This window comes from Funiculus sociatus GB2-C1 (assembly GCF_039962115.1).
In the GTDB taxonomy this organism is placed as follows: domain Bacteria; phylum Cyanobacteriota; class Cyanobacteriia; order Cyanobacteriales; family FACHB-T130; genus Funiculus; species Funiculus sociatus.
This window is the reverse complement of sequence record NZ_JAMPKJ010000020.1, coordinates 41,982-62,908: the sequence shown is the minus strand read 5'-3', so window position 1 is coordinate 62,908 and position 20,927 is coordinate 41,982. Positions and strand designations below refer to the sequence as shown.

Here is a 20,927-nt window from a genome sequence, read left to right as displayed (position 1 = left end):
AACCCGATAAGCGATCGCTACTGCCATAAATTATTCGATTGCTTAGATGATGCTTGCAAATATCTCTGTTGAATCTTCTAGGTGCAAGACATTCTAGCCAAAAAAGCCCTCAAGTCGTATAATCCAACTGTTGCCTTCTTAAAAGTAGCAAATTCTATCTAGCAATACGACTGAATATCCAGCCCACACCGATCTACTAAATAACACAGAGCGCGAAAACGCAAGCCTACCAGTTGCTCGTAAAGTGGATTCAGCTTGCACAGTGGGGGAATATGCGCGATTATGCGACCAAAAATCTTGATATCGCGTTCAAAAGGACACTGTGCAGGAATAGCCTTGGCGAGGAAATGAGCCATCTTAGGGGTACGAATCTCTATCCCGTCCAGCCATTGACGCAATGGTTGCAAGATATCAAATTGTCGCTTTAGTAATTTCGCAGGCTTAGCGGCGTGTACGCTTTGTGCTGAAGCTATTGCTAAAGCTTGTAGAGCGCTAGGTTCTTCTTTCGTGCATATCCTACTCATAAGTTCACCTTGTTGATATCCGGTTAGTTGAGTGATTTGCTCATCTCTATGTACCACGGTACAAACCTTAAAGAATAGTGTGGTAAAAGTCTGAACAAAGTTTCTGATAATTTCATAAAGTTTTAATGAAGTAACCAGAAATTAAATATGACACATAAAAATAGCTAAGGCAAGCTTTTCCTAGCAAATTTCTGCTTTTATTTTCAGGAGTGGTTAATATTGATAAGCGCTATTTATAGCTACGTTAAAATTAGCGTCAGTTAAATGAGAGTTGAGAAGACACTTATTTAACCTCAGTTAGCCACTAGCTTTTATTTATTGCGTCTATAAGTTTATTGAAACGTGGCAAGCCGCGAAATCAGAAGTACCCAACGGAGTAATTTTTTTTACCTCAATTGGTGCATTTTCTGACTAAAGATTGATAGCTGTATCCAAAGCTACAATTCTCTAGAAATTACCGACAATTATTAGGAAAGTCAATTTTTACTTGATAACTATAACACTCTATTGTAGGTTGGGTGAGGTTCCTCAAGCCAACCTACAGAATGTACTATTTGGGTTAAATTTAAACGAGTGCGGGTTCTGGCAATGCTCCCTGCATTTTACCCAACCAAGTTATCAGACTTTCCATCTGTTGATCGGCGCTTAAGGCACCTAAACCGCGAACAGTGACTTTACCAGGGGTATAGACAAAACGAGTTTTCAGGTGTTCTGGCAGATTTGCTCGGATAAGGTTCCAGGCAGGTTCCTCCATTGGTGTCTCTAAGATAACGTGTTGTTTGCCTTCGGGTTTGATGCGACTGAAGCCTAGAGACTTGGCTATTTGTTTAAGTTCCATTACCCGCAACAACTGAGTAGCAGATTTAGGGATGTTACCATAGCGATCGCTCCACTCTGCGGCAATACTTACTAATTCTTCCTTAGAACGAGCCGCAGCAACAGAGCGGTAGGCACTCATCTTTTGATCCAAGTCTGTGATGTAGTCAGCGGGGATGAATGCAGTCAGAGCCAAGTCAATCTGAGTATCATCAACTTGGGGAATTTCCTGGCCGCGAATCTCTTTAATGGATTCTTCCAACATTTCCATGTAAAGGTCGAAACCAATTGCATCCATTTGACCAGATTGTTCTGCACCCAACAAGTTCCCGACACCGCGAATTTCCATATCGCGCATCGCTAGTTGATAACCCGAACCCAACTGAGTAAACTCCTGAATTGCTCGTAAGCGTTGGCGGGCGGCATCAGATAGCGCCTTGTGTTTGGGATAAAATAACCATGCGTGAGCTTGGATTCCCGCACGTCCGACTCTTCCTCGCAATTGGTAAAGTTGCGATAAACCAAATTTCTGCGCGTCTTCTATTAAAATTGTGTTGACTCTGGGGATATCCAAACCGGATTCAATGATCGTGGTACACAGGAGGATATCTGCTTCGCCAGCACTGAAAGCAAGCATCGTCGCTTCTAGTTCAGATTCGTCTAGCTGACCGTGCGCGATCGCTAGTTTAACTCCCGGCACCATTTCCCGCAAAGCGGTGGCAGTTTCTTCAATTCCCTCAACTCGCGGAACAACATAAAAGACTTGTCCCCCTCTGTCAAGTTCTTGGCGAATTGCAGTGCGTACTGCATCAGGATCGTATCCAGCTAGGTGAGTTTTAATCGGACGACGAGAAGGCGGCGGCGTGGTAATTAAACTCATTTCCCGAATTCCCGAAAGTGCCATATAAAGTGTGCGGGGAATCGGAGTGGCGCTGAGAGTTAGCACATCAACTTGAGTTCTGAGAGACTTTATTTTCTCCTTTTGGTTAACGCCGAAACGCTGTTCTTCGTCCACCACCAACAACCCTAAATCTCGCACCTGAATATCCTTACTAAGTAGCTGGTGAGTACCAACGACTATATCTAATTCACCCGTCGCCAGCCGCTTAATAATGTTGCGACGTTCCTCAGCGCTGCGGAAACGGTTAAGCAAACCAACTTCAATCGGGTAAGGAGCGAAACGCTCTTTTAAAGTGTGGTAGTGTTGCTGAGTCAGGATAGTAGTAGGGGCGAGAAAGGCAACTTGCTTTCCGGCGGTGACAGCTTTAAAAATTGCTCTAATAGCGACTTCCGTTTTACCAAAACCGACATCACCGCACACCAAACGATCCATTGGGCGATCGCTTTCCATTTCCCGCTTCACATCTTGAGTCGCCTTCAACTGATCCGGCGTTGGTTGATAGGGGAAAGAATCCTCCATTTCCTCTTGCCAAGGCGAATCAGATGGATAAGTGAAACCTTGCTGTTGCGCTCTTTGAGCATACAATTTCAGCAAATCAACCGCGAGTTTCTTAATCGCCTTGCGGACTTTATTCTTAGTATTTTCCCAAGCCTTACCGGACATTTTATTAAGTTCCGGCGCTTTCCCATCCGTGGCGCGAAACCGGGATAGAGAACCCAGCTGATCCGCCACGACTCGCAACAAACCATCAGCATACTGCACCACCAAATATTCGCGGGTTTCGTTGCTGACAGTCATACTTTCCAACTTGACAAACTTGCCAACGCCGTGATTTCTGTGAACCACATAATCGCCAGGACGCAGTTTGTTGGGGTCAATTTGCTTAGAAGCAGCGCGGCGACGCTTCCTGATATAACTAGGAGTTGTCAGAGAATGCTGTCCAAAAAACTCCCGATCCGTCACCACCACCAACCGGAAAGTTGGCAGAATAAAACCTTCGAGTTCCGCAACCCCAGAATACTTTAGTGCAATGGGAGTCTTGTGAATTTGCAACTTATCAATTGCTGGGAAATCGCGAGGATTAGGGACAAACTGCGCCGGACAATCGTGTTCTTGCAGCAAAGCCACAGAACGCGAAGGTTGAGCAGAAACAATCCAAACCGCAAAACCGCGATCGCGTTCCTGACGCATAGTTTCAGCAATTTTCGCAAACTGATGAGGAGTCACTGGAACCGGACGACTAGCAAGATTTAACCCCTGACCTTCCTCAACCAACTCCGATAAATACAACCGCTGAAAAGCTTCTGTCGCCGCCAGAGATTCATCAAAAGAACGGTGAATTTTTGGTAATGGGGAAGAATCTTCCTCAGCCAATTTCCACTGTTCCTGAGCATGTTCCACCCAGCGATCGCTATGAGCGCGACACTGATCCGGCTCATCAATCGCTACTAAAGTATTCTCAGGCAAATAATCCAACAAAGAAGCAGGTTGCTCAAAAGCTACCCCCAGCAACCGCCGCGTACTTCTCTGGTCTTCCCCCGCGTCTAAAGAGTGGTTTTTCTCTTCTAAAGCCGCCCGCACAATCGGACTAAAATCAGTAGGAGTCAAAACCAGACGCTCAATCTTATCAAGCGATCGCTGAGTAGCCGGATCGAACTCCCGCATCTGGTCTAACTCATCCCCGAACCACTCCAGACGCACAGGCAACTCAGCCGAAACCGGGAACACATCAATAATATCCCCGCGCCGACTCCACTGCCCCTCCATTTCCACCAAAGGAACCCGCGCATAACCCAGAGTCGCCACCTTCTTACTAAACGCTCCCAAATCCCCGATCCCCTCTTGATCCCCGCTTATTAAGGAGGGGTTGGCGGGGATCGTTACGCAGTAAGCTTTAAAAGCTTCAGGGGGCGGCAAATGCGGTTGTAGGGCGCGTTCCGTCGCTACAATTGCTAATCGTCCGTTGTCAGTTGCCAGCTGTCCGTTGTTCGTTGCCACTGACGACTGACCGTTGACCAAATCTGCCAACACCTGCATCTGCCCCCAAATCATCTCCGATTCCGGGTCAAAAGGCTCGTAGGGTGACGCTTCCGAAGTTGGATAAAAATGAACCGTGGCGAAGCCCATCGCTTCCAGAGCCGCGCAACAACGGCTAGCTTCCTCAAGAGTGGCACACACCACAAACAAATTTTGCCCAGAGACTTGTGCCAAGGCGGATGCCACTAAATTTTTTGGCAAGCGAGGAATACCGTTGAGCTGGAGATAGCGCTGACGGTTTAGCTTAGAGACCAGTTCTGTAGTGAGAGGCGATCGCCCCAAGGCACGAATAATAGAAGAAAATGCCATTAGTTGGAGGAAATACTTAATTCGTTCTGACAAAACAGCAGGAGTATATCTCCTTACCTTCATCATTTTAGAAGGCAGATCAAATCGAGACTGGTCTACAGACAGATTTCTGCTCTACCGAATCTGCTAATTTCTCTATAGCCACCGTTTTTTCGGGGAACTTATGTTCCCATACAAAGCTGGCGTCCATCTTAGGCACCGTTAGCCAATACTACTGGCATTACAAATACAAATGTCCCCAACTACCGAAATTCTAATTATTTTCCTGCTTACCATCCTCAATGGCATCTTTGTTATGTCAGAGTTGGCGATCGTCTCCGCACGGAAAATACGACTGCAACAGCTGGCCGATCGGGGAGATATCAAAGCTCGCGCTGCGTTGGAACTAGCTAATGCTCCGAATCAATTTCTAGCTATCGTTCAGGTGGGGATTACCCTGATTGTCATTCTGTCCGGTGCTTTTGGCGAAGGAACGATCGCTAAAAGACTGGTACCTGCGTTAGGTTTAATCCCCTGGTTAGCACCATATAAAGAAGCGATCGCATCAGCGGTTGCCATTTTGATCATTACCTATCTAACGCTGATTATTGGCGAACTGGTGCCGAAGCGCTTGGCGTTAAACTACCCAGAACGTATTGCATCTGCCGTTGCTATCCCAATGCGGATGCTAGCTGCCATTGCTTCCCCGATCGTTTATGTATTGAGCGCTTCTACTGATATGGTGGTGCGGATGTTGGGCATCAAACCCTCCACAGAGCCATTGGTTACAGAAAGAGATATCACAGACTTGATCGAGCAAGGCACCGAAGCGGGAACCTTTGAGGAAGCCGAACAAGACATGGTAGAGCGAGTTTTTGGCTTAGGAGACAAACCCGTAAGCGCCTTGATGACACCTCGACCGGATATTACCTGGCTCGATTTGGAAGACTCCCCAGACGAAAACCAACAAAAGATTATAAATAGTACCTATTCTCGATTTCCAGTCTGCCAGGATAGCCTTGACCACGTTCTGGGGGTGATTCCAGTCTCAGACTTATTAGCCCGCAGTCTATCGGGACAACCGCTTGACCTGACAGTTTCCTTGCAACAGCCCGTTTTTGTGCCTGAAAGCATGGGAGGATTGAAAGTCCTAGAGTTGTTCAAGCAAACTGGCACTCACATGGCGCTAGTTGTAGACGAATACGGTGTCACTCAGGGATTGCTCACTCTCAACGACATCTTTGTAGAAATCGTTGGTGACGTTCCCTCAGCCGATGAGGCAGAAGATCCCCCAATTGTACAACGTGAGGATGGTTCGTGGTTGGTGGATGGGATGTTGCCTGTGCAAGAATTGTTTGAACTGTTAGACATCGAGGAGTTGCCTGGAGAACAAAAGGGTAACTATCACACAATGGGCGGCTTCGTAATGACGCATCTAGGGAAAATTCCTACTGCTGCCGACCATTTTGAATTAGACAGGTTCCGCTTTGAAGTAATGGATATGGATGGCAACCGAGTTGATAAAGTCCTAGTGATGCCCATACCCACAGAATCAATTGATTCTGAATCTGGCGATTAATTAATAGTTAGGGTATCATCCTAATTTTGCAAATTTCTTGTACTAAGTGCAGGCATCTTTGACTAGGAGTCTAATGTATAACAGCTCACTTAAATTAGCCATTGAAAATTCCAGCCCAGGGATAGAAGGAGCCAAGCTGTATTAATTAGTGCAATGAAATAGGAAAGGGTGTTTTACTTTGCATAAAAGCTTTAGGGAATATAATAATTGATGCTACACACAAAGAATAATGTCAAAGACGATGAAGACGATCCCTTCGAGATGGTAGTTAGTGGTCTGGAAGTGGGAGCGATTCAAGAAGACTATTACCCAATCGCACTGGTGACAAGCCGTGGCAAGGTAGAGTGTCGCTACTACCCAGTGGATGGTGCGAAGTGCGGTGCTATTTACGTCGGCGGTGTTGGCGGTGGTTGGGATACACCAGCCAAGGGGCTGTATCCCCAGTTGTGCCAAGAACTCACCTGTGAAGCGATCGCTTCTTTAAGAGTGCGATTCCGGCACCCCACAATACTTGCGGAATCAGTTCTCGACGTTCTGGCAGGCATCAGCTATCTAGAAAGCGAAGGTATTGATACCGTTGCTTTGATAGGTCACTCCTTTGGCGGTGCTGTCGTTATTCAAGCTGCTTTCCTCTCCCAAGCTGTTCGCAGCATCGTGACACTCGCCAGCCAAAGCTATGGTGCTGCGCCTGCTTGCCAGTTAGCACCACGATGCTCAATCTTGCTGATTCACGGTAAACGCGACAAGGTGCTTTCGCCGTCCTGTTCACAGTACATCTACAGCCTCAGCCGCGAACCCAAGCACCTCATCCTCTACGATGGTGCCGATCATGGTCTTGATGAAGTTGCCGAAGAAGTTCATCAGGAGGTTCGCCAGTGGATTGTAGAGAAGCTGAAGGAGGTTTTAGTTTAAAAACTAAAGGTAGTTCGGATGGTGCCAAGAACAATGTCTCAATTGTTTTCGTTGTGATTCGGTGCGGTAAGTCAAATAATACCGGGAGTAATGGCAATATTATCTGTCAACTGTTATCTGTGAAAGCTTTCACCAGGACGTAGGAGGAAAGGGCGAAGTTCATAAATAAGTTAGGATTGCTATAGATATGATAGGCTACCTAAAATATTGCCCTGCATCTTCAAGATCCATAAACTCCTTATTTCGCCTTCTCAGAATATTTTTGTGCTGCTTTCATAAAAGCAGAAACATCCTCTTCTTTTGTATTAAAAGCAGTCACTAAACGCACTGTAGATTTAGCTCCTTCGTCCCCACGATAAAAGCGGAAACCCTCAGCAAGAAGACCTTGAGTAACTAACTCTGGCAGCTCGATAAAAATTTCATTTGCCTCAACTGGGTGACACAATCTCACTCCTGGCAAATATGATAAACTCTGCGCTAATTTTTGAGCCATATTATTAGCGTGGGCAGCATTTCTCAACCACAAATTATCTTTAATATAAGCTTCTAACTGTGCTGACAAAAAACGCATTTTGGAAAATAAATGTCCGCTGCGTTTACGACGATAGCCGAAAGTTTTTGCCAATTCTTGATTAAAAAATATTACTGCTTCCGCTGCGATCGCGCCATTTTTAGTCGCCCCAAACGAAAGCACATCTATCCCAACTCGCCAAGTAATATCGGCAGGCGAACAGCCCAAACTCGCCACAGCATTAGCGAAACGCGCCCCATCCATTTGTAACCCCAAATTATGGGTATGGGCAATCTCGGCAATTTGAGAAATTTCCTCTGGTTTATACACACATCCCGCTTCAGTTGCCTGAGTCAAACTGACAGCGGCAGGTTGTACGTGATGCACAACGCCAGCACTAGCTTTGTTTAGCACATTTGCCAAGTCAGAGGCGTAAATTTTGCCATCTGCGCCTGGAAGTGTCACCAATTTCGCACCCCCAGTATAGAATTCTGGTGCGCCGCATTCATCAACATTAATATGGGATTGGCTGTGGCAGTAAATTGCCCCAAAAGGTGGTGTCATTACAGACAAAGCAAGGGCATTAGCAGCAGAACCCGTTGCTACTGGAAAAACAATTAAATCTGTCTCAAATAATTCCTGTAACTGTGTTGACAAGCGCTGAGTATATTCATCATCACCATAGGGCATAGCTGCACCTTCATTGGCAGCAACTACTGCTTCAATGATTTCCGGCGAAACTCCGCTGACATTATCGCTGCAAAAGTTCATATTTCTTATGTTTACCTATACTTATTTCTATCCTAATCATCTCTGCCGAAATCCCCACATTAAGTCTGTGGCTACACAAACAAAACTTGCCAAGGGAACGTCTTAATAAAGTCCGCGCACCATCCGGACGATAGTTTGTGTAGCCGACACCCTAAGAGGATGTCTGAAAAGTGTCAAAAGTTAGTTTGATCCCCCCAGCCCCCCTTGAAAAGGGGGGACAATCAAGTCTTAGTCCCCCTTAAAAAGGGGGATGCAAGGGGGATCTCCACCGTCTAAGCGTCTCGATTATGACTTTTCAGACATCCTCTAAAAGGTGCGGCTACAAATTGGGTATTATAGCGTTTCTCAGTTGGGTGGAATATATCCCGGTTCTGATGTTCGGGCTACCTTGGTAAGGACATGGCAATGCGATGTCCTTACAGATGTATTGCATCCAACCCTTGAATTGCTATGTAGCTTTTGCTGGAAAAAATTGCTTCGTCTTAAACCCTAAAATCGGGGCTAACAAAACATTAGGAAATTGGTTAACTTTCTGATTGTAATTTTGCACACTTTGGTTATAACGCATCCTTTCAACAGCAATGCGATTTTCTGTTCCTGCTATCTCATACTGTAAATTAATAAAAGCTTGAGAAGATTGCAACTGAGGATTCTTAGCCGCATAACTTCGGAAACGTTCTATAGCTTGAGAAACTTGTGCCGCCGCCGCTGCTTTTTCTGTGGAGGTATCAGCTTGCAAATAGTTTTGTCGAGATTTTGTCAGTAAATCTGCAAGTTGATATTCTTGTTTAGCGTAAGCTTGAGTAATGCTCACTAAATTAGGAATTAAATCGGCACGTCGAGAAAGCTGATTTTCTAATTGCGCCTGGGCTGCATCTACTCTAGATTCAGCACCGGAAAGAATATTGTAAGTCACGATTCCCCAGAGTGCGATCGCGCCCGCCACAGCAGCGCCAATTATCTTCACCCTTTTTTGTCGTTTTTCTTCTTGTATCCTTCTTTGGCGTACCTCTTGTACCGCCTGTTCAATAAACTCTGGCGGAATGTCTACCTCTGCACCCGCCTCCTTTAATTCTTGCATCGAATAACTTTGATTTTTCTCTGCATACAAGCGAGAAGCAATTTCCAAAACTTCCGGTGCAATTTCTTCAGGAATATTAGGGTTTGATTGGTTCATAACTTTACACAAATATAATTAACTTAAAATTTCTCCTCTTCCTTAACGTTCTATAACCCTAACGCGCATGGCAACAGCTAGTGGGTCTTGGCAGTTAATTTTTTTGAACATTTTAAGTGTTGGATGTTATTTTACCTAATCTCTACTATCTAAAGATATACTAAAAAAAAGAACGAACTGCAACGATGCAAAGGAAACACAAGTAGAACAGAGGAGTTGATACAATCAGATAGTCGGGGAAAAAAGCATACCTAACAACAGGCGTTAAAAGAAAGCAGTTATGCAATGGGTAGCACTTAAACTAAAGCAAAGTTTGTGCGCGTGCGGCTTGAGTGTCGCAATTCTGGGTTTCGCACCGTCGAGTTTAGCTATAACGGTAGAAGAAGTTCCCAACCCCCGACAAGTAAATGGCGGTTGGGTGACAGATATGGCGCAGGTGCTGACTCCCCAGACGGAAGCACAACTCAACGAAATCATCTCCAAATTAGAAGCTGAAAATGACAGTGAAATTGTCGTTGTGACAGTGGCAGAAACAGCACCTTCTGCTACACCAAAAGAATTTGCTACATCCCTGTTTAATCGCTGGAAAATTGGGAAAAAGGGAAAAGATAACGGCGTGTTGTTGTTAATTTCTAAGGGCGATCGCCGAGTAGAGATTGAAACTGGATACGGCGTAGAATCCCTATTGCCGGATGCAAAAGCGGGTAGCATTATCCAACAAGAAATCACCCCAAAATTCAAAGAAAACAATTTTGATGGCGGTACCCTGGCTGGAACCAAAGCGATAATTGTAGCTTTGCAAACAAATGAACCGTCTACAACTTCTCCTAACACGAACGTACCCGAAACAGTTTATAACGCTGATGCACCGAGTAAAAACGATAACGCTGGTATACCCGGTTGGTTGTTAGCGGGGATAGGCGGTATAGGCGGTATAGGCGCGATCGCGTATACCCTATCTCGCCGTCCAGTGTACATCGAACCGAAAGGGCGATCGCAAAGTGACAGTTTGTTTCCAGGACGTTTTCATTGTACTAATTGCAAACAACCGTTACAACAGTTAAATTCAGATTTATTGTTACCTTATTTGAGTAAAGGCGAGCAAGTTGCACAAAATATTGGCAGCATCAAATTTGAAGCTTGGCAGTGTCCAACCTGTAGTAAAACTCTTAGCGAACCAGCCTTTCATATCCGCGCCGATATTAACAACTTAGGTGAATTTAGCAATTGCCCCAAGTGTCAAGAATACACAGTCATCCGCAACGAAAAAACTCTTAGGCACGCTACAACTTATTCTGATGGTATACGCCTGATTACTTACGACTGCCAATATTGTTCCGATCATCGGGAGGAAGAAGAAATTATCCCTCGCCTTCCACCACCGCCACCCCCTAGCAGCGGAAGTAGCAGCAGCGGAAGTAGTGGCGGCAGCGGAAGTAGTGGCGGCGGCGGGAGTAGCGGCGGCGGCGGTGCAGGCGGCAGCTGGTAAAAGGATCTGTTGCACCTTGCCAAGAGCAAAAAAATACACCTTATGGCAGGTCTGCGTAATCAAAATTAAATATATCCTTGGAACGGTTATTATTTAAAACTTCAGCAGTTAAGAGCCAGAAGCCATAATTCAGAATAATGTTAAAAAATCTGATATGTAAAAGGCTAAATTCTGAATAATAATCTAATAACTTTCACAGAAAAAATTGCGGGTACTGGTATTATTCAATTTACCTATAAAAGTAGGCTTGAATAATGCCAGTGCATTTTCTTAAAAAGCCAGGTCTTTATTAACAGTGAGGCTAATTTAAAGTGAGAATTGGCGCTTGTTACTTGGGCAACGGAAATTGTGAATTTACCGTTTGGTCTCCCACTCTCAAAGAAGTAGCCGTACAAATTGTTGCTCCGGAACAACGTCTCATTCCCATGCAACAAGATGAGGAAGGCTATTGGAAAGTAAAAGCATCAGGCATTGAACCAGGAACGCTTTACTTCTATAAACTTGAAGGAAACAAAGATAGACCAGACCCTGCCTCAAAATTTCAACCACAGGGAGTACATGGCCCTTCTCAAGTAATTGATATTAACACGTTCGCCTGGGATGATACTAATTGGTCTGGCATACCCCTAGATGAAACGATAATCTATGAATTGCACGTCGGTACCTTCACCCCAGAAGGCACCTTTGAGGCAATGATTCCCCGACTTAGCACCTTACGAGAATTGGGAATTAATGCCATAGAAATTATGCCAATTGCCCAATTTCCAGGTAAAAGAAACTGGGGATACGATGGCGTTTATCTCTTTGCTGCACAGGATTCTTATGGTGGCCCGGAAGGATTCAAAAAACTCGTCAATGCCTGTCACCAACATGGTATCTCAGTAATTCTCGATGTCGTCTATAACCACCTTGGCCCCGAAGGAAATTACCTATCTGAATTTGGCCCCTACTTCACATCCAAATATCATGGTCATTGGGGAGACGCTTTGAATTTGGATGATAAATATAGCGACGGGGTGCGGAACTTTTGCCTAGAAAATGCCCTTTTCTGGCTTAGAGAATATCACGTAGATGCCTTGAGATTAGATGCAATTCAAGGCATCTACGATTTGGGTGCTAAACACTTCTTAGAGGAACTAGCAGAATTAGTTGATGAATTTTCTCAAGCTAATGGCCGGAAATGTTATATAACAGCCGAAAGCGATTTAAATGATGTTCGAGTAATTCGACCCAAAGAAGTAGGTGGATGTGGAATAGATGCTCAGTGGAATGACGATTTCCATCACGCACTACACACCTTACTAACAGGGGAAAATGACAGGTATTATCAAGATTTTGGCAAGATTGAACAACTAGAAAAATCCTTCCGCGAAGGCTTTATTTATTCCGGACAGTACGCCCCTCATAGAAAACGCCGTTATGGTAGTAATTCTAAAGAGGAACCCGGATATCGTTTCATTGTCTTTTCCCAGACTCACGACCAGATAGGAAATCGCGTTCTGGCGGAAAGATTATCTAAGCTTGTTTCTCTTGAAGGTCTAAAACTTGCTGCTGGTGCTGTCTTTCTTTCTCCCTTCATTCCCTTTCTTTTCATGGGGGAAGAATACGGTGAAGAAGCTCCTTTTTTCTACTTTGTCAGTCACTCAGACCAAGACTTAATTGAAGCCATCCGCAAGAGTAAAGAAGAAGAATTTAAAGTATTTGCCGGACGAGGCGAGATGCAAGACCCCCAGAGTCCTGACACCTTCCATAAGTGCCAGCTTAAGTGGGAACAACGAAAAGAAGGAAAACACAAAATTTTGTGGGAATTTTATCAACAACTACTTCAGCTACGTCGGACAATTCCAGCATTAAGGAAGCTGGATAAGAAAAGTCTAGAAGTATCCAGCGTAGAATCCGATAAAATCCTGTTTTTGCGGCGATGGAATGATGATAGTCAGATATTTTGCATTATGAATTTTAACGATCAAGATGTCGCTTTTACGCCACCTGCGCCGAGTGGCAGGTGGCAAAAGATTTTAGATTCTGCTGATACAAAGTGGATGGGTTCTGGTTCCACATTACCTGATAAACTCACACTAGATCGAGAATTGACAATCAAACCCCAAAGTCTCGCCCTCTACGAAATAGCAGGATAACGCAATTCTTCCAGGCGAACGCCTGGGAATGCAATTGGGAGGCTTAGCCTCTATATTCTCGTTACCAGGCTGAGCCTGGTAACGAGGATTAATCGAAAATATTATTTAGGAGTAAAAATTAAATCATGCGGATTCCAACAGCAACATATAGATTTCAATTTAATTCTGGTTTTAAATTTGAAGAAGCAAAAAAAATTATTGCTTATCTGGCTGAATTAGGAATTTCTGACCTTTATGCTTCGCCCATTTTTAAAGCCAGAGAAGGCAGCACTCACGGCTATGATGTCGTTGACCCTAATCAAATAAATCCTGGGCTAGGAACACAAGAAAACTTTGAAGAGCTGGTGAATGAAGTACAGCGTTACGACATGGGATGGGTGCAAGATATTGTGCCTAATCATATGGCTTATGATAGCCAAAACCAATTGTTGATGGATGTGATGGAAAATGGTTCTAATTCCGAATCTTTCGACTACTTCGACATCGAATGGAATCACCCGTATGAAGCTATTAGAGGTCGAGTGCTTGCGCCTCTGCTGGGAAATTATTATGGAGATTGTTTGGAAAATGGCGAAATTCAGCTAAAGTATGACCACTCTGGACTAAGCGTTAATTACTATAGCCTGAGACTACCCGTAAAGATAGAATCTTATGCTAAGTTTGTCACTCTTAATTTGGGTAAATTAACTAAAGCGCTGGGAAGGTATCATCCAGATTTCGTAAAGCTACTTGGTATTCTTTATCTGCTTAAAAATCCTTCTGAGGAACCAAAAGGTAAAGAAAGATACGACCAGATAGCTTTTGTTAAAGGACTGCTTTGGGAACTTTATACGAAAAATCCGGAAGTTAAAGAATTTATTGACAGCAACATAGAGTTTTTTAATGGGGAAAAGGGCAAGCCTGAAAGTTTTAATCCTTTAGATAATTTACTTTCAGAACAGTTTTATCGTCTTTCTTTCTGGAAAGTAGGAGCGGAAGAACTTAACTACAGAAGATTTTTTACGGTCAATGAGTTGATTTCTGTCAAGGTTGAAGAACTAAAAGTTTTCCATAAAACTCATACTTTAATCGGTCAATTAGTTGAATCAGGAAAGATAACCGGACTCAGGATTGACCACATAGACGGACTCTACGATCCAACCGAGTATCTGCAAAGACTCAGAGACAAAACCGGAGATGTTTACATCACGGTGGAAAAAATTCTGGAACATAAAGAAGATTTGCCTAATTACTGGCCGATTGAGGGAACAAGTGGCTATGATTTCTTAAACTACGTTAACGGTATTTTCTGTAAAACTGAAAGCGAACAGCAGTTAAAAGAAATTTATTCCAGATTGACGGGTTTTGAAACTCCCTATGAGCAGCTTTTTCGGGATAAAAAAAGGCTGATTGTAGAGAGAAATATGGCAGGGGATGTAGATAATTTAGCCTACCTGTTGAAAAGAGTATCGGGTCATTCCAGAGTAGGGAGTGATTTTACCCAGCACGGCCTACAACGAGCTTTGACGGAGGTGCTAACACTCTTTCCAGTGTATCGAACTTACATCAACCAAGAGGGTTTGAGAGAAAGCGATCGCTTTTACGTTAAGGAAGTTATTGCCAAAGCAAAAGAGCAAGTCCCTCTGCTTTTAAAAGAACTTAACTACATCGAAAAGTTACTTCTTCTGGAAGATGAAGAGTTTGTAACCTCAGAACAAAAAGAGTTACAGCGTCACTTTGTAATGCGGCTTCAGCAGTTAACTGGGCCTTTGATGGCAAAAGGCATTGAGGATACACTTTTATATGTGTATAACCGCCTGATATCGCTCAATGAAGTAGGCGGCGATCCTAGCCAATTTGGGATTACAGTTGCAGACTTTCACGAGTTTAATAAAAGGCAGCAAGAACGCTGGCCTTATAAAATGAATGCTACCGCAACTCACGACACCAAACGCGGTGAAGATGTCAGAACGCGGATTAATGTGATTTCAGAAATTCCTGAAGTTTGGGAAAAACAGGTAAAAACTTGGAGCGAGATTAACGCCTCTAAAAAGCGTAAATTGGATAGTCGAACTGTTCCTGAGAAGAATGATGAATACTTGTTTTACCAGACGCTTGTTGGAGCTTTCCCGTTTGAGGAGAGCGAACTGCCAGAATTTGTGGATCGAGTGAAAGAGTATGCGATTAAGGCTGTCAGAGAAGCTAAGGTGCATACAGCTTGGCTTAGACCAGACACCGATTATGAAAATGGTTTTGTTGCTTTTATTGAAGAGGTGATGAATCCGTCGGAAGATAACCAATTTTTGCAGGAATTTCTGCCTTTTCAAAAGTTGATATCTTATTATGGAATATTCAATTCACTGTCACAAACACTCCTAAAAGTAACGGCTTCTGGCGTACCTGATTTTTATCAGGGCACGGAATTATGGGAGCTGAGTTTGGTAGACCCTGATAACCGTCGTCCGGTTGATTTTGAGCGACGGTTAGGGTTTTTGAAAGACATCAAACAAAAGGCGCACACAGATATCTTGAAGTTGATTGAGGATTTGTTGGCAAATAAGAAAGATGGCAGGGTTAAGCTTTTCTTAACCGCTAGAAGCCTTGAGGCGAGAAAACAAAATTTGCAACTCTTCAAAGAAGGGGATTATCTGCCTCTAGAGGTAGTTGGGAAGTTTAAAGATTGTATTGTTGCTTTTGCGAGAAAGTATGAAAATAGTGTGGCAATTACGATCGCACCCCGATTCTTTACAAGGGTTATCAAGCAAGGAGAATATCCGCTTGGCAAACAATGGGATGATACTAGAATTGAGTTGGCGCAAGGAATGCCGTCTGAGTGGAAAGATGCTATAACTGCCCAATCACTCAAAGCTAATGGTACAGTGTTGATTGGTGATGCCTTGAAATACTTTCCTGTGTCTTTACTTTTTAGCTAAAGCAATCGTAAAACAAGAAAAAGGAAAAATATTGTGGATCTGAAGTGGCTTGAATGGGCAAAGAAACTACAAGCGATCGCTCAAACGGGTCTGAAATATACTACAGACCCTTTTGACATTGAGCGGTACAAGTTAATCCGCGAGATTGCTGCTGAGATAGTTGCTACTTATTCAGAGAAAAATCCACAATATATCCTCAATCTTTTTGCAGGTGAAGTAGGATATGCCACTCCTAAAGTTGATGTACGAGGAGCCGTATTTCAAGATAATACTCTCTTGTTGGTTAAAGAACGCTCGGATGGTGGTTGGACGCTACCTGGTGGATGGGCTGATGTGGGCGAAAGTCCCAGTGAGTGTATTGAAAAAGAAGTGTATGAAGAATCTGGATTTCATACTCGTGCTGTCAAATTATTGGCTGTTTATGACAGAAACAGACACCCACATCCACCCATTCCAGAGTATGTTTACAAACTCTTTTTTCAGTGCGAGCTATTGAGCGGCTCTCCATCATCGAGTATAGAGACAAGTGAAGTGGCATTCTTTGCTGAAAACGAAATTCCAGAGTTATCTCTCAGTCGCGTTACACCTACTCAAATAGCCAAAGTCTTCGAGTATTCTCGACATCCAGATTTGCCTACAGTCTTTGATTAGGAGCATTTAACCACCCTTTATATGATGCGAGCATCCAAATCACTCAGAGCTAATGCTACGTTGTTAATTGGGGAAAGCTAAAAATATGGCTCTTCCGTACCTGATATGCTAATCTGCCTCCTGCGATGCCCAAAGGTCTTGCTGTGCAAAAGTTTTGGGCATTATTTTAAATTGTTTTTGGCGGTAGAGGCGCTAAGAAGCCCCAAAGGTTTCTATTCCAAGCTTTTCAGCCCTTTAAACTAATAGTTTGGCATACCAAGTAATGAAGAACCAAAAATATTTTCCTGTGGCTTTACTTATTAGCCACGCAACAACTCAGTAGAAAAAAAAAAACAGTTTCTCAACCAAATTGAGGAGAATATATTAAATGCTCAATCAGGCGGAAAAAGGCAATTTCAAGCAGCAATTGGCTGCTTTCTTTAATGGGAGAACAAACTATGATAAAGAAAGTGATTTTCACCCTCGTCTTGCTAATCGACTGCTTGAAATTTCCCAGCTACACAGGGGGCAAAACATACTGGATGTGGCAACTGGTACTGGTTTAGTTGCCATCCCTGCTGCAAAAATCGTTGCTCCTGAAGGCAAAGTAATTGGGGTGGATATTTCCACAGGAATGCTCAGTCAAGCGCAACAAAAAATTGATGCCGAAGGTTTGCAGAATATAGAACTTATTGAACCAGATGCCAACAAGTTAGACTTCAGTAATAATAGCTTTGATGCGATATTATGTTCTTCAGCGATAGTATGGTTTACTGACATACCTGGTGTTTTGCGCTTGTGGCATCGCTTTGTAAAAAAAGGCGGGGTAGTGGTATTTTCTACTTTTTCTGACACATCCTTTACTACATATGCACTGATTAAAAAAATAGCTCAAAAATATGGCATTTTTATTTCAGATGTAAAAGAACCGCTTGGTAGCCCTGGTAAGTGTCATAAAATGTTACAAGAGGCAGGATTTGTAGATATTGAAGTCAAAATTGAGCAGTTTGGTGCCTATCTTAATCGCAGTGATGTGGAAAAGGCATGGAAAGAAAACTGGAAGACTCCTGGCGGTAATCCGGTATTGCAGCTGCAACCCCAAAAATTAAAACAATTTGAGGCGGAATACATGGCAGAAGTTGAGGTGTTAGCAACAGACCAAGGAATATGGAATGATATTACAACTTTACTTTGTACTAGCTCGGAAGTGAGTAGATTTGCGCCGCAAGGCGGACAGAATGCCCACGCTACAAGAAAATATTAAAAGCTAAGGATAAACCGTGAATAGTGAAGATTTAACTCAAAAAGAAGCCTTTCTATCTCCAGAAAAAATCAAGGCAGTGAGAGCCTATATAAAGGAAACTTGGAAGACACTATCTCGTTCTCACGAACATATTTTAGATGCTGCACGCGATCCAAAAATTGATCATTTTCCCGGAAAAAAGTGGCCTATATATATATCGCAAAAAGAAGAGCGATCGCAAATAGAAGCATCTCTACGAAAAGTCCTCAGTCAGGAAGAATTTAATCAAATTGAAATTAGAACTTTACCAGCAGAAGTTGAGCAAATTGAAGAACATGGGTTGCTCTATTTACCTCATGAATATGTAGTTCCTGGCGGTCGTTTTAATGAAATGTACGGCTGGGATAGTTATTTCATCCAATTAGGATTACTACAGGATGGAGAACTGGAATTAGCGAAAAGTTTGGTGGAACAGTTGATATATGAAATTGTGCATTACGGGACGATTTTAAATGCGAATCGGACGTATATGCTGACGCGATCGCAGCCACCTTTACTAACACCAATGATTCTGGCACTCTATCAGCACACTCAGGATAAGGAGTGGCTGCAATCTGTATTATCAGCAACAGAAAGTTTTTATTACTACTGGACTTTGCCACCACACTTGAATCAGGCGACAGGACTTTCTCGCTATTTTGCTTTAGGTGAAGGGCCAGCCCCAGAAGTGCTTATTTCCGAACGGGATGAGGAGGGAAGAACTCATTATGACCGGGTACGAGAATATTATCGTAAATTTGAAGTCGAAGCTTATGATGTTAGTTTGTATTACGACCGAGAGAGCGATCGCTTAACTGATTTGTTCTACAAAGGCGACAGGACAATGCGAGAATCTGGTTTTGATCCATCTTATCGTTTTGGACCTTTCAATGTAGATATTATTCATTATGCTCCCGTTTGCCTGAACGTTTTGATTTACAAAATGGAGGAAGATACAGCAGAAATTAACGATATTTTAGGATACAAAGAAATTGCCCATCAATGGCGCGATCGCGCTGCATCCCGCCGCCAATTAATTGACAAATTTCTCTGGGATGAAGAAGCCGGACTGTACTTTGATTACAACTTTCACACTGGCAAACGTCGCAACTATGAATTTGCCACAACATTTTATCCTTTGTGGGCAGGTATCGCATCCGAAGAACAAGCAAAAAGAGTTGTAGAAAATTTGCCCGACTTTGAGGCCCCCGGAGGATTACTCACCAGCACCCGTGTCACCGGAAGTCAATGGGATGCTCCCTTTGGTTGGGCGCCGTTACAATTAATTGCAGTTCAAGGATTGCTACGATATGGTTACGAAGAAGATGCTAAACGTTTAGCGCGAAACTTTATATCTTTGTTAGTTCAAGAGTTTGAAAGAACTGGAACACTCCTAGAGAAATACGACGTTTATAACTGTTCAGCCGATGTTTCCGATGAAATCCACTTCGGATACAGTTCCAATGAAATTGGTTTTGGTTGGACAAATGCAGTTTTTCTGGAACTATTAGCCATTTTGGATTAAAACGCTCTTGGTACGCAAAGGGACGCAGAGTTAAATATTTCTCTGCGTTGTTTTTTGTTTGCCTTTTTGAGAAAGCTGCGATCGCGCCTTTCCCTGAAGGGAGTTTCTGAAGATAGAGAAAAGCTTTTGTCTATTAGGTAAAGAAGCTAAAAAATTTTATAAAGGGTAGTTATTTATTACTAAGAAAAATACTTATTCTGCATTAACCAACCCTGCCTTCACTGCGTATGTCTTTATCTTTACAAACTAACTACCAGCAGCGTGTATAACTTGTAACCGACTGATTTAACAATAAATCAAGTCTTCAGGTACAAGCAAGCCACCAACATTAGTAGCTAACTTGAAATTATATAAACAAGGTGTTTGTTAAGGCAGTGCTGGAAACGCAACGCTTTGCGATCGCGTTTTCATCAGCATAACAATTAACAATCTACAGCTAACCGCTTTGATTAGAGCTGTAGATTGAGAAATTGAGTTAGAACAGGGGATAGACCATGATTAAAAATGATTTGGAATACTATAACTTGAATGCTGATAAATGGTGGAAGGAAGATGAGGTATTATATCTGCCTGACCATTTAAACAAATCTAGGTTTGAATTTTTTAATAGCTATGTCCCCAATTGGAAAGGGCTCAAAGTTTTGGATGTGGGTTGCGGAGGTGGATTAGCCTGCGAATTCCTAGCCAAGCGAGGAGCTAATGTATCTGGTATAGATTTATCTTTCACCTCAATTAAAGCAGCACAAGAACACGCCCAAAAGAGCGACCTACTAATTGACTACAAATGGGGAACTGCTGAAGACCTCCCTTATGAGGAAAATACATTTGATGCCGTTGTGTGTTTTGATGTTTTAGAGCATATCGCCGATTTGGAAAAAGTTATCTCAGAAGCTTACAGAGTATTAAAGAAAAATGGAATGTTTTTATTTGATACAATCAACAGAACTTTTAAGTCAAAAGTGATAATGATTTGGCTTTTGGAGGATATTTTAAAGCAAATACCGCGAGGGCTTCACGACTGGAATAAATTTATTAAACCCGATGAATTGATTGGGTTAATGGAAACAACTGGCTTCAAAAATATTGCAATTAAAGGGTTTGATCTGACTGACGGCACTAATTTTAAAACACTTAGGGATATGGTATTTAAAGGGTTAAATAATCGCAGAAATGGCGACACGACAGAGTTATTTCACATCCAAATTAACGATGACACTTCTGTATGCTATATCGGCCAAGCTGTTAAGCTTTGATGCTAAGGCTGAGGGAATAGGGTTTTATTCTACTTTCTCTCTCATTCCAAGTGCTGGGAATAAAAGAGGAGGCTCCAGCCTCCTCTTGATCTGAAATCTGTTTGGATTGGAAACGAGAGACAGAGCTTTATTCATGCGTTCCCAGACCACAGCATGAGAACGAGAAAAGGTATGCTAAGGTA

The 20,927-nt window shown here is 43.0% G+C and carries 13 protein-coding genes; 9 read left to right on the top strand and 4 right to left on the bottom strand.

All coding sequences use genetic code 11. The annotated features are described in order from the left end of the window. Window positions 1-158 precede the first annotated feature (158 nt). Together NDI42_RS11860 and mfd are read right to left on the bottom strand one after the other, a co-directional pair. Window positions 159-524, bottom strand: coding sequence for a Mo-dependent nitrogenase C-terminal domain-containing protein (locus NDI42_RS11860; protein ID WP_190457472.1), 366 nt, complete (start codon window positions 522-524; stop codon window positions 159-161). Between the two features lie 565 nt (window positions 525-1,089). Continuing rightward, window positions 1,090-4,587 (bottom strand): transcription-repair coupling factor, encoded by a 3,498-nt coding sequence (mfd, locus tag NDI42_RS11855; protein WP_190457470.1) that lies wholly within the window; start codon window positions 4,585-4,587, stop codon window positions 1,090-1,092. Window positions 4,588-4,819: 232 nt separating this feature from the next. Here mfd and NDI42_RS11850 point away from each other — a divergent pair, with 232 nt between their 5' ends. Together NDI42_RS11850 and NDI42_RS11845 are read left to right on the top strand one after the other, a co-directional pair. Next, window positions 4,820-6,145: a hemolysin family protein gene (locus tag NDI42_RS11850; protein ID WP_190420072.1), complete on the top strand. Its 1,326-nt coding sequence runs from the start codon at window positions 4,820-4,822 to the stop codon at window positions 6,143-6,145. 210 nt (window positions 6,146-6,355) lie between these two features. Next, the gene (locus tag NDI42_RS11845) at window positions 6,356-7,057 is read left to right on the top strand and encodes an alpha/beta hydrolase (RefSeq protein WP_199311281.1); all 702 of its coding nucleotides are present in this window, start codon (window positions 6,356-6,358) and stop codon (window positions 7,055-7,057) included. A 238-nt stretch (window positions 7,058-7,295) separates the two neighbouring features. Here the strand turns inward: NDI42_RS11845 and NDI42_RS11840 are convergent, their stop codons facing one another. Next, window positions 7,296-8,339: a threonine aldolase family protein gene (locus NDI42_RS11840; RefSeq protein WP_190457468.1), complete on the bottom strand. Its 1,044-nt coding sequence runs from the start codon at window positions 8,337-8,339 to the stop codon at window positions 7,296-7,298. 448 nt (window positions 8,340-8,787) lie between these two features. Continuing rightward, on the bottom strand, window positions 8,788-9,516 hold the full coding sequence (locus NDI42_RS11835; RefSeq protein ID WP_190457467.1) for a LemA family protein: 729 nt from the start codon (window positions 9,514-9,516) through the stop codon (window positions 8,788-8,790). 280 nt (window positions 9,517-9,796) lie between these two features. Between NDI42_RS11835 and NDI42_RS11830 the strand changes: the two genes are divergently transcribed. From NDI42_RS11830 to ubiG, 7 genes are all read left to right on the top strand, one after another. Continuing rightward, complete coding sequence (locus NDI42_RS11830) at window positions 9,797-11,005, top strand: TPM domain-containing protein (protein WP_190457465.1); 1,209 nt, start codon at window positions 9,797-9,799, stop codon at window positions 11,003-11,005. 311 nt (window positions 11,006-11,316) lie between these two features. Next, a complete protein-coding gene (gene treZ, locus NDI42_RS11825; RefSeq protein ID WP_190457463.1) occupies window positions 11,317-13,143 on the top strand; it encodes a malto-oligosyltrehalose trehalohydrolase in 1,827 nt (608 codons plus the stop codon). Window positions 13,144-13,268: 125 nt separating this feature from the next. Beyond that, complete coding sequence (gene treY, locus NDI42_RS11820; RefSeq protein WP_190457461.1) at window positions 13,269-16,055, top strand: malto-oligosyltrehalose synthase; 2,787 nt, start codon at window positions 13,269-13,271, stop codon at window positions 16,053-16,055. Between the two features lie 33 nt (window positions 16,056-16,088). Beyond that, window positions 16,089-16,706, top strand: coding sequence for an NUDIX hydrolase N-terminal domain-containing protein (locus NDI42_RS11815; RefSeq protein ID WP_190457459.1), 618 nt, complete (start codon window positions 16,089-16,091; stop codon window positions 16,704-16,706). Between the two features lie 367 nt (window positions 16,707-17,073). Next, window positions 17,074-17,949: a class I SAM-dependent methyltransferase gene (locus tag NDI42_RS11810; RefSeq protein WP_190457457.1), complete on the top strand. Its 876-nt coding sequence runs from the start codon at window positions 17,074-17,076 to the stop codon at window positions 17,947-17,949. 16 nt (window positions 17,950-17,965) lie between these two features. Then, window positions 17,966-19,492 (top strand): trehalase family glycosidase, encoded by a 1,527-nt coding sequence (locus NDI42_RS11805; protein ID WP_190457456.1) that lies wholly within the window; start codon window positions 17,966-17,968, stop codon window positions 19,490-19,492. A gap of 494 nt (window positions 19,493-19,986) precedes the next feature. Beyond that, on the top strand, window positions 19,987-20,745 hold the full coding sequence (ubiG, locus tag NDI42_RS11800; protein ID WP_190457454.1) for a bifunctional 2-polyprenyl-6-hydroxyphenol methylase/3-demethylubiquinol 3-O-methyltransferase UbiG: 759 nt from the start codon (window positions 19,987-19,989) through the stop codon (window positions 20,743-20,745). Window positions 20,746-20,927: the final 182 nt, after the last annotated feature.

Bases quoted from the DNA above. Each gene is read 5' to 3' on its own strand.
- NDI42_RS11860 (WP_190457472.1), bottom strand. From the start codon at position 524: ATGAGTAGGATATGCACGAAAGAAGAACCTAGCGCTCTACAAGCTTTA.
- mfd (WP_190457470.1), bottom strand. From the start codon at position 4,587: ATGGCATTTTCTTCTATTATTCGTGCCTTGGGGCGATCGCCTCTCACT.
- NDI42_RS11850 (WP_190420072.1), top strand. From the start codon at position 4,820: ATGTCCCCAACTACCGAAATTCTAATTATTTTCCTGCTTACCATCCTC.
- NDI42_RS11845 (WP_199311281.1), top strand. From the start codon at position 6,356: ATGCTACACACAAAGAATAATGTCAAAGACGATGAAGACGATCCCTTC.
- NDI42_RS11840 (WP_190457468.1), bottom strand. From the start codon at position 8,339: ATGAACTTTTGCAGCGATAATGTCAGCGGAGTTTCGCCGGAAATCATT.
- NDI42_RS11835 (WP_190457467.1), bottom strand. From the start codon at position 9,516: ATGAACCAATCAAACCCTAATATTCCTGAAGAAATTGCACCGGAAGTT.
- NDI42_RS11830 (WP_190457465.1), top strand. From the start codon at position 9,797: ATGCAATGGGTAGCACTTAAACTAAAGCAAAGTTTGTGCGCGTGCGGC.
- treY (WP_190457461.1), top strand. From the start codon at position 13,269: ATGCGGATTCCAACAGCAACATATAGATTTCAATTTAATTCTGGTTTT.
- NDI42_RS11810 (WP_190457457.1), top strand. From the start codon at position 17,074: ATGCTCAATCAGGCGGAAAAAGGCAATTTCAAGCAGCAATTGGCTGCT.
- ubiG (WP_190457454.1), top strand. From the start codon at position 19,987: ATGATTAAAAATGATTTGGAATACTATAACTTGAATGCTGATAAATGG.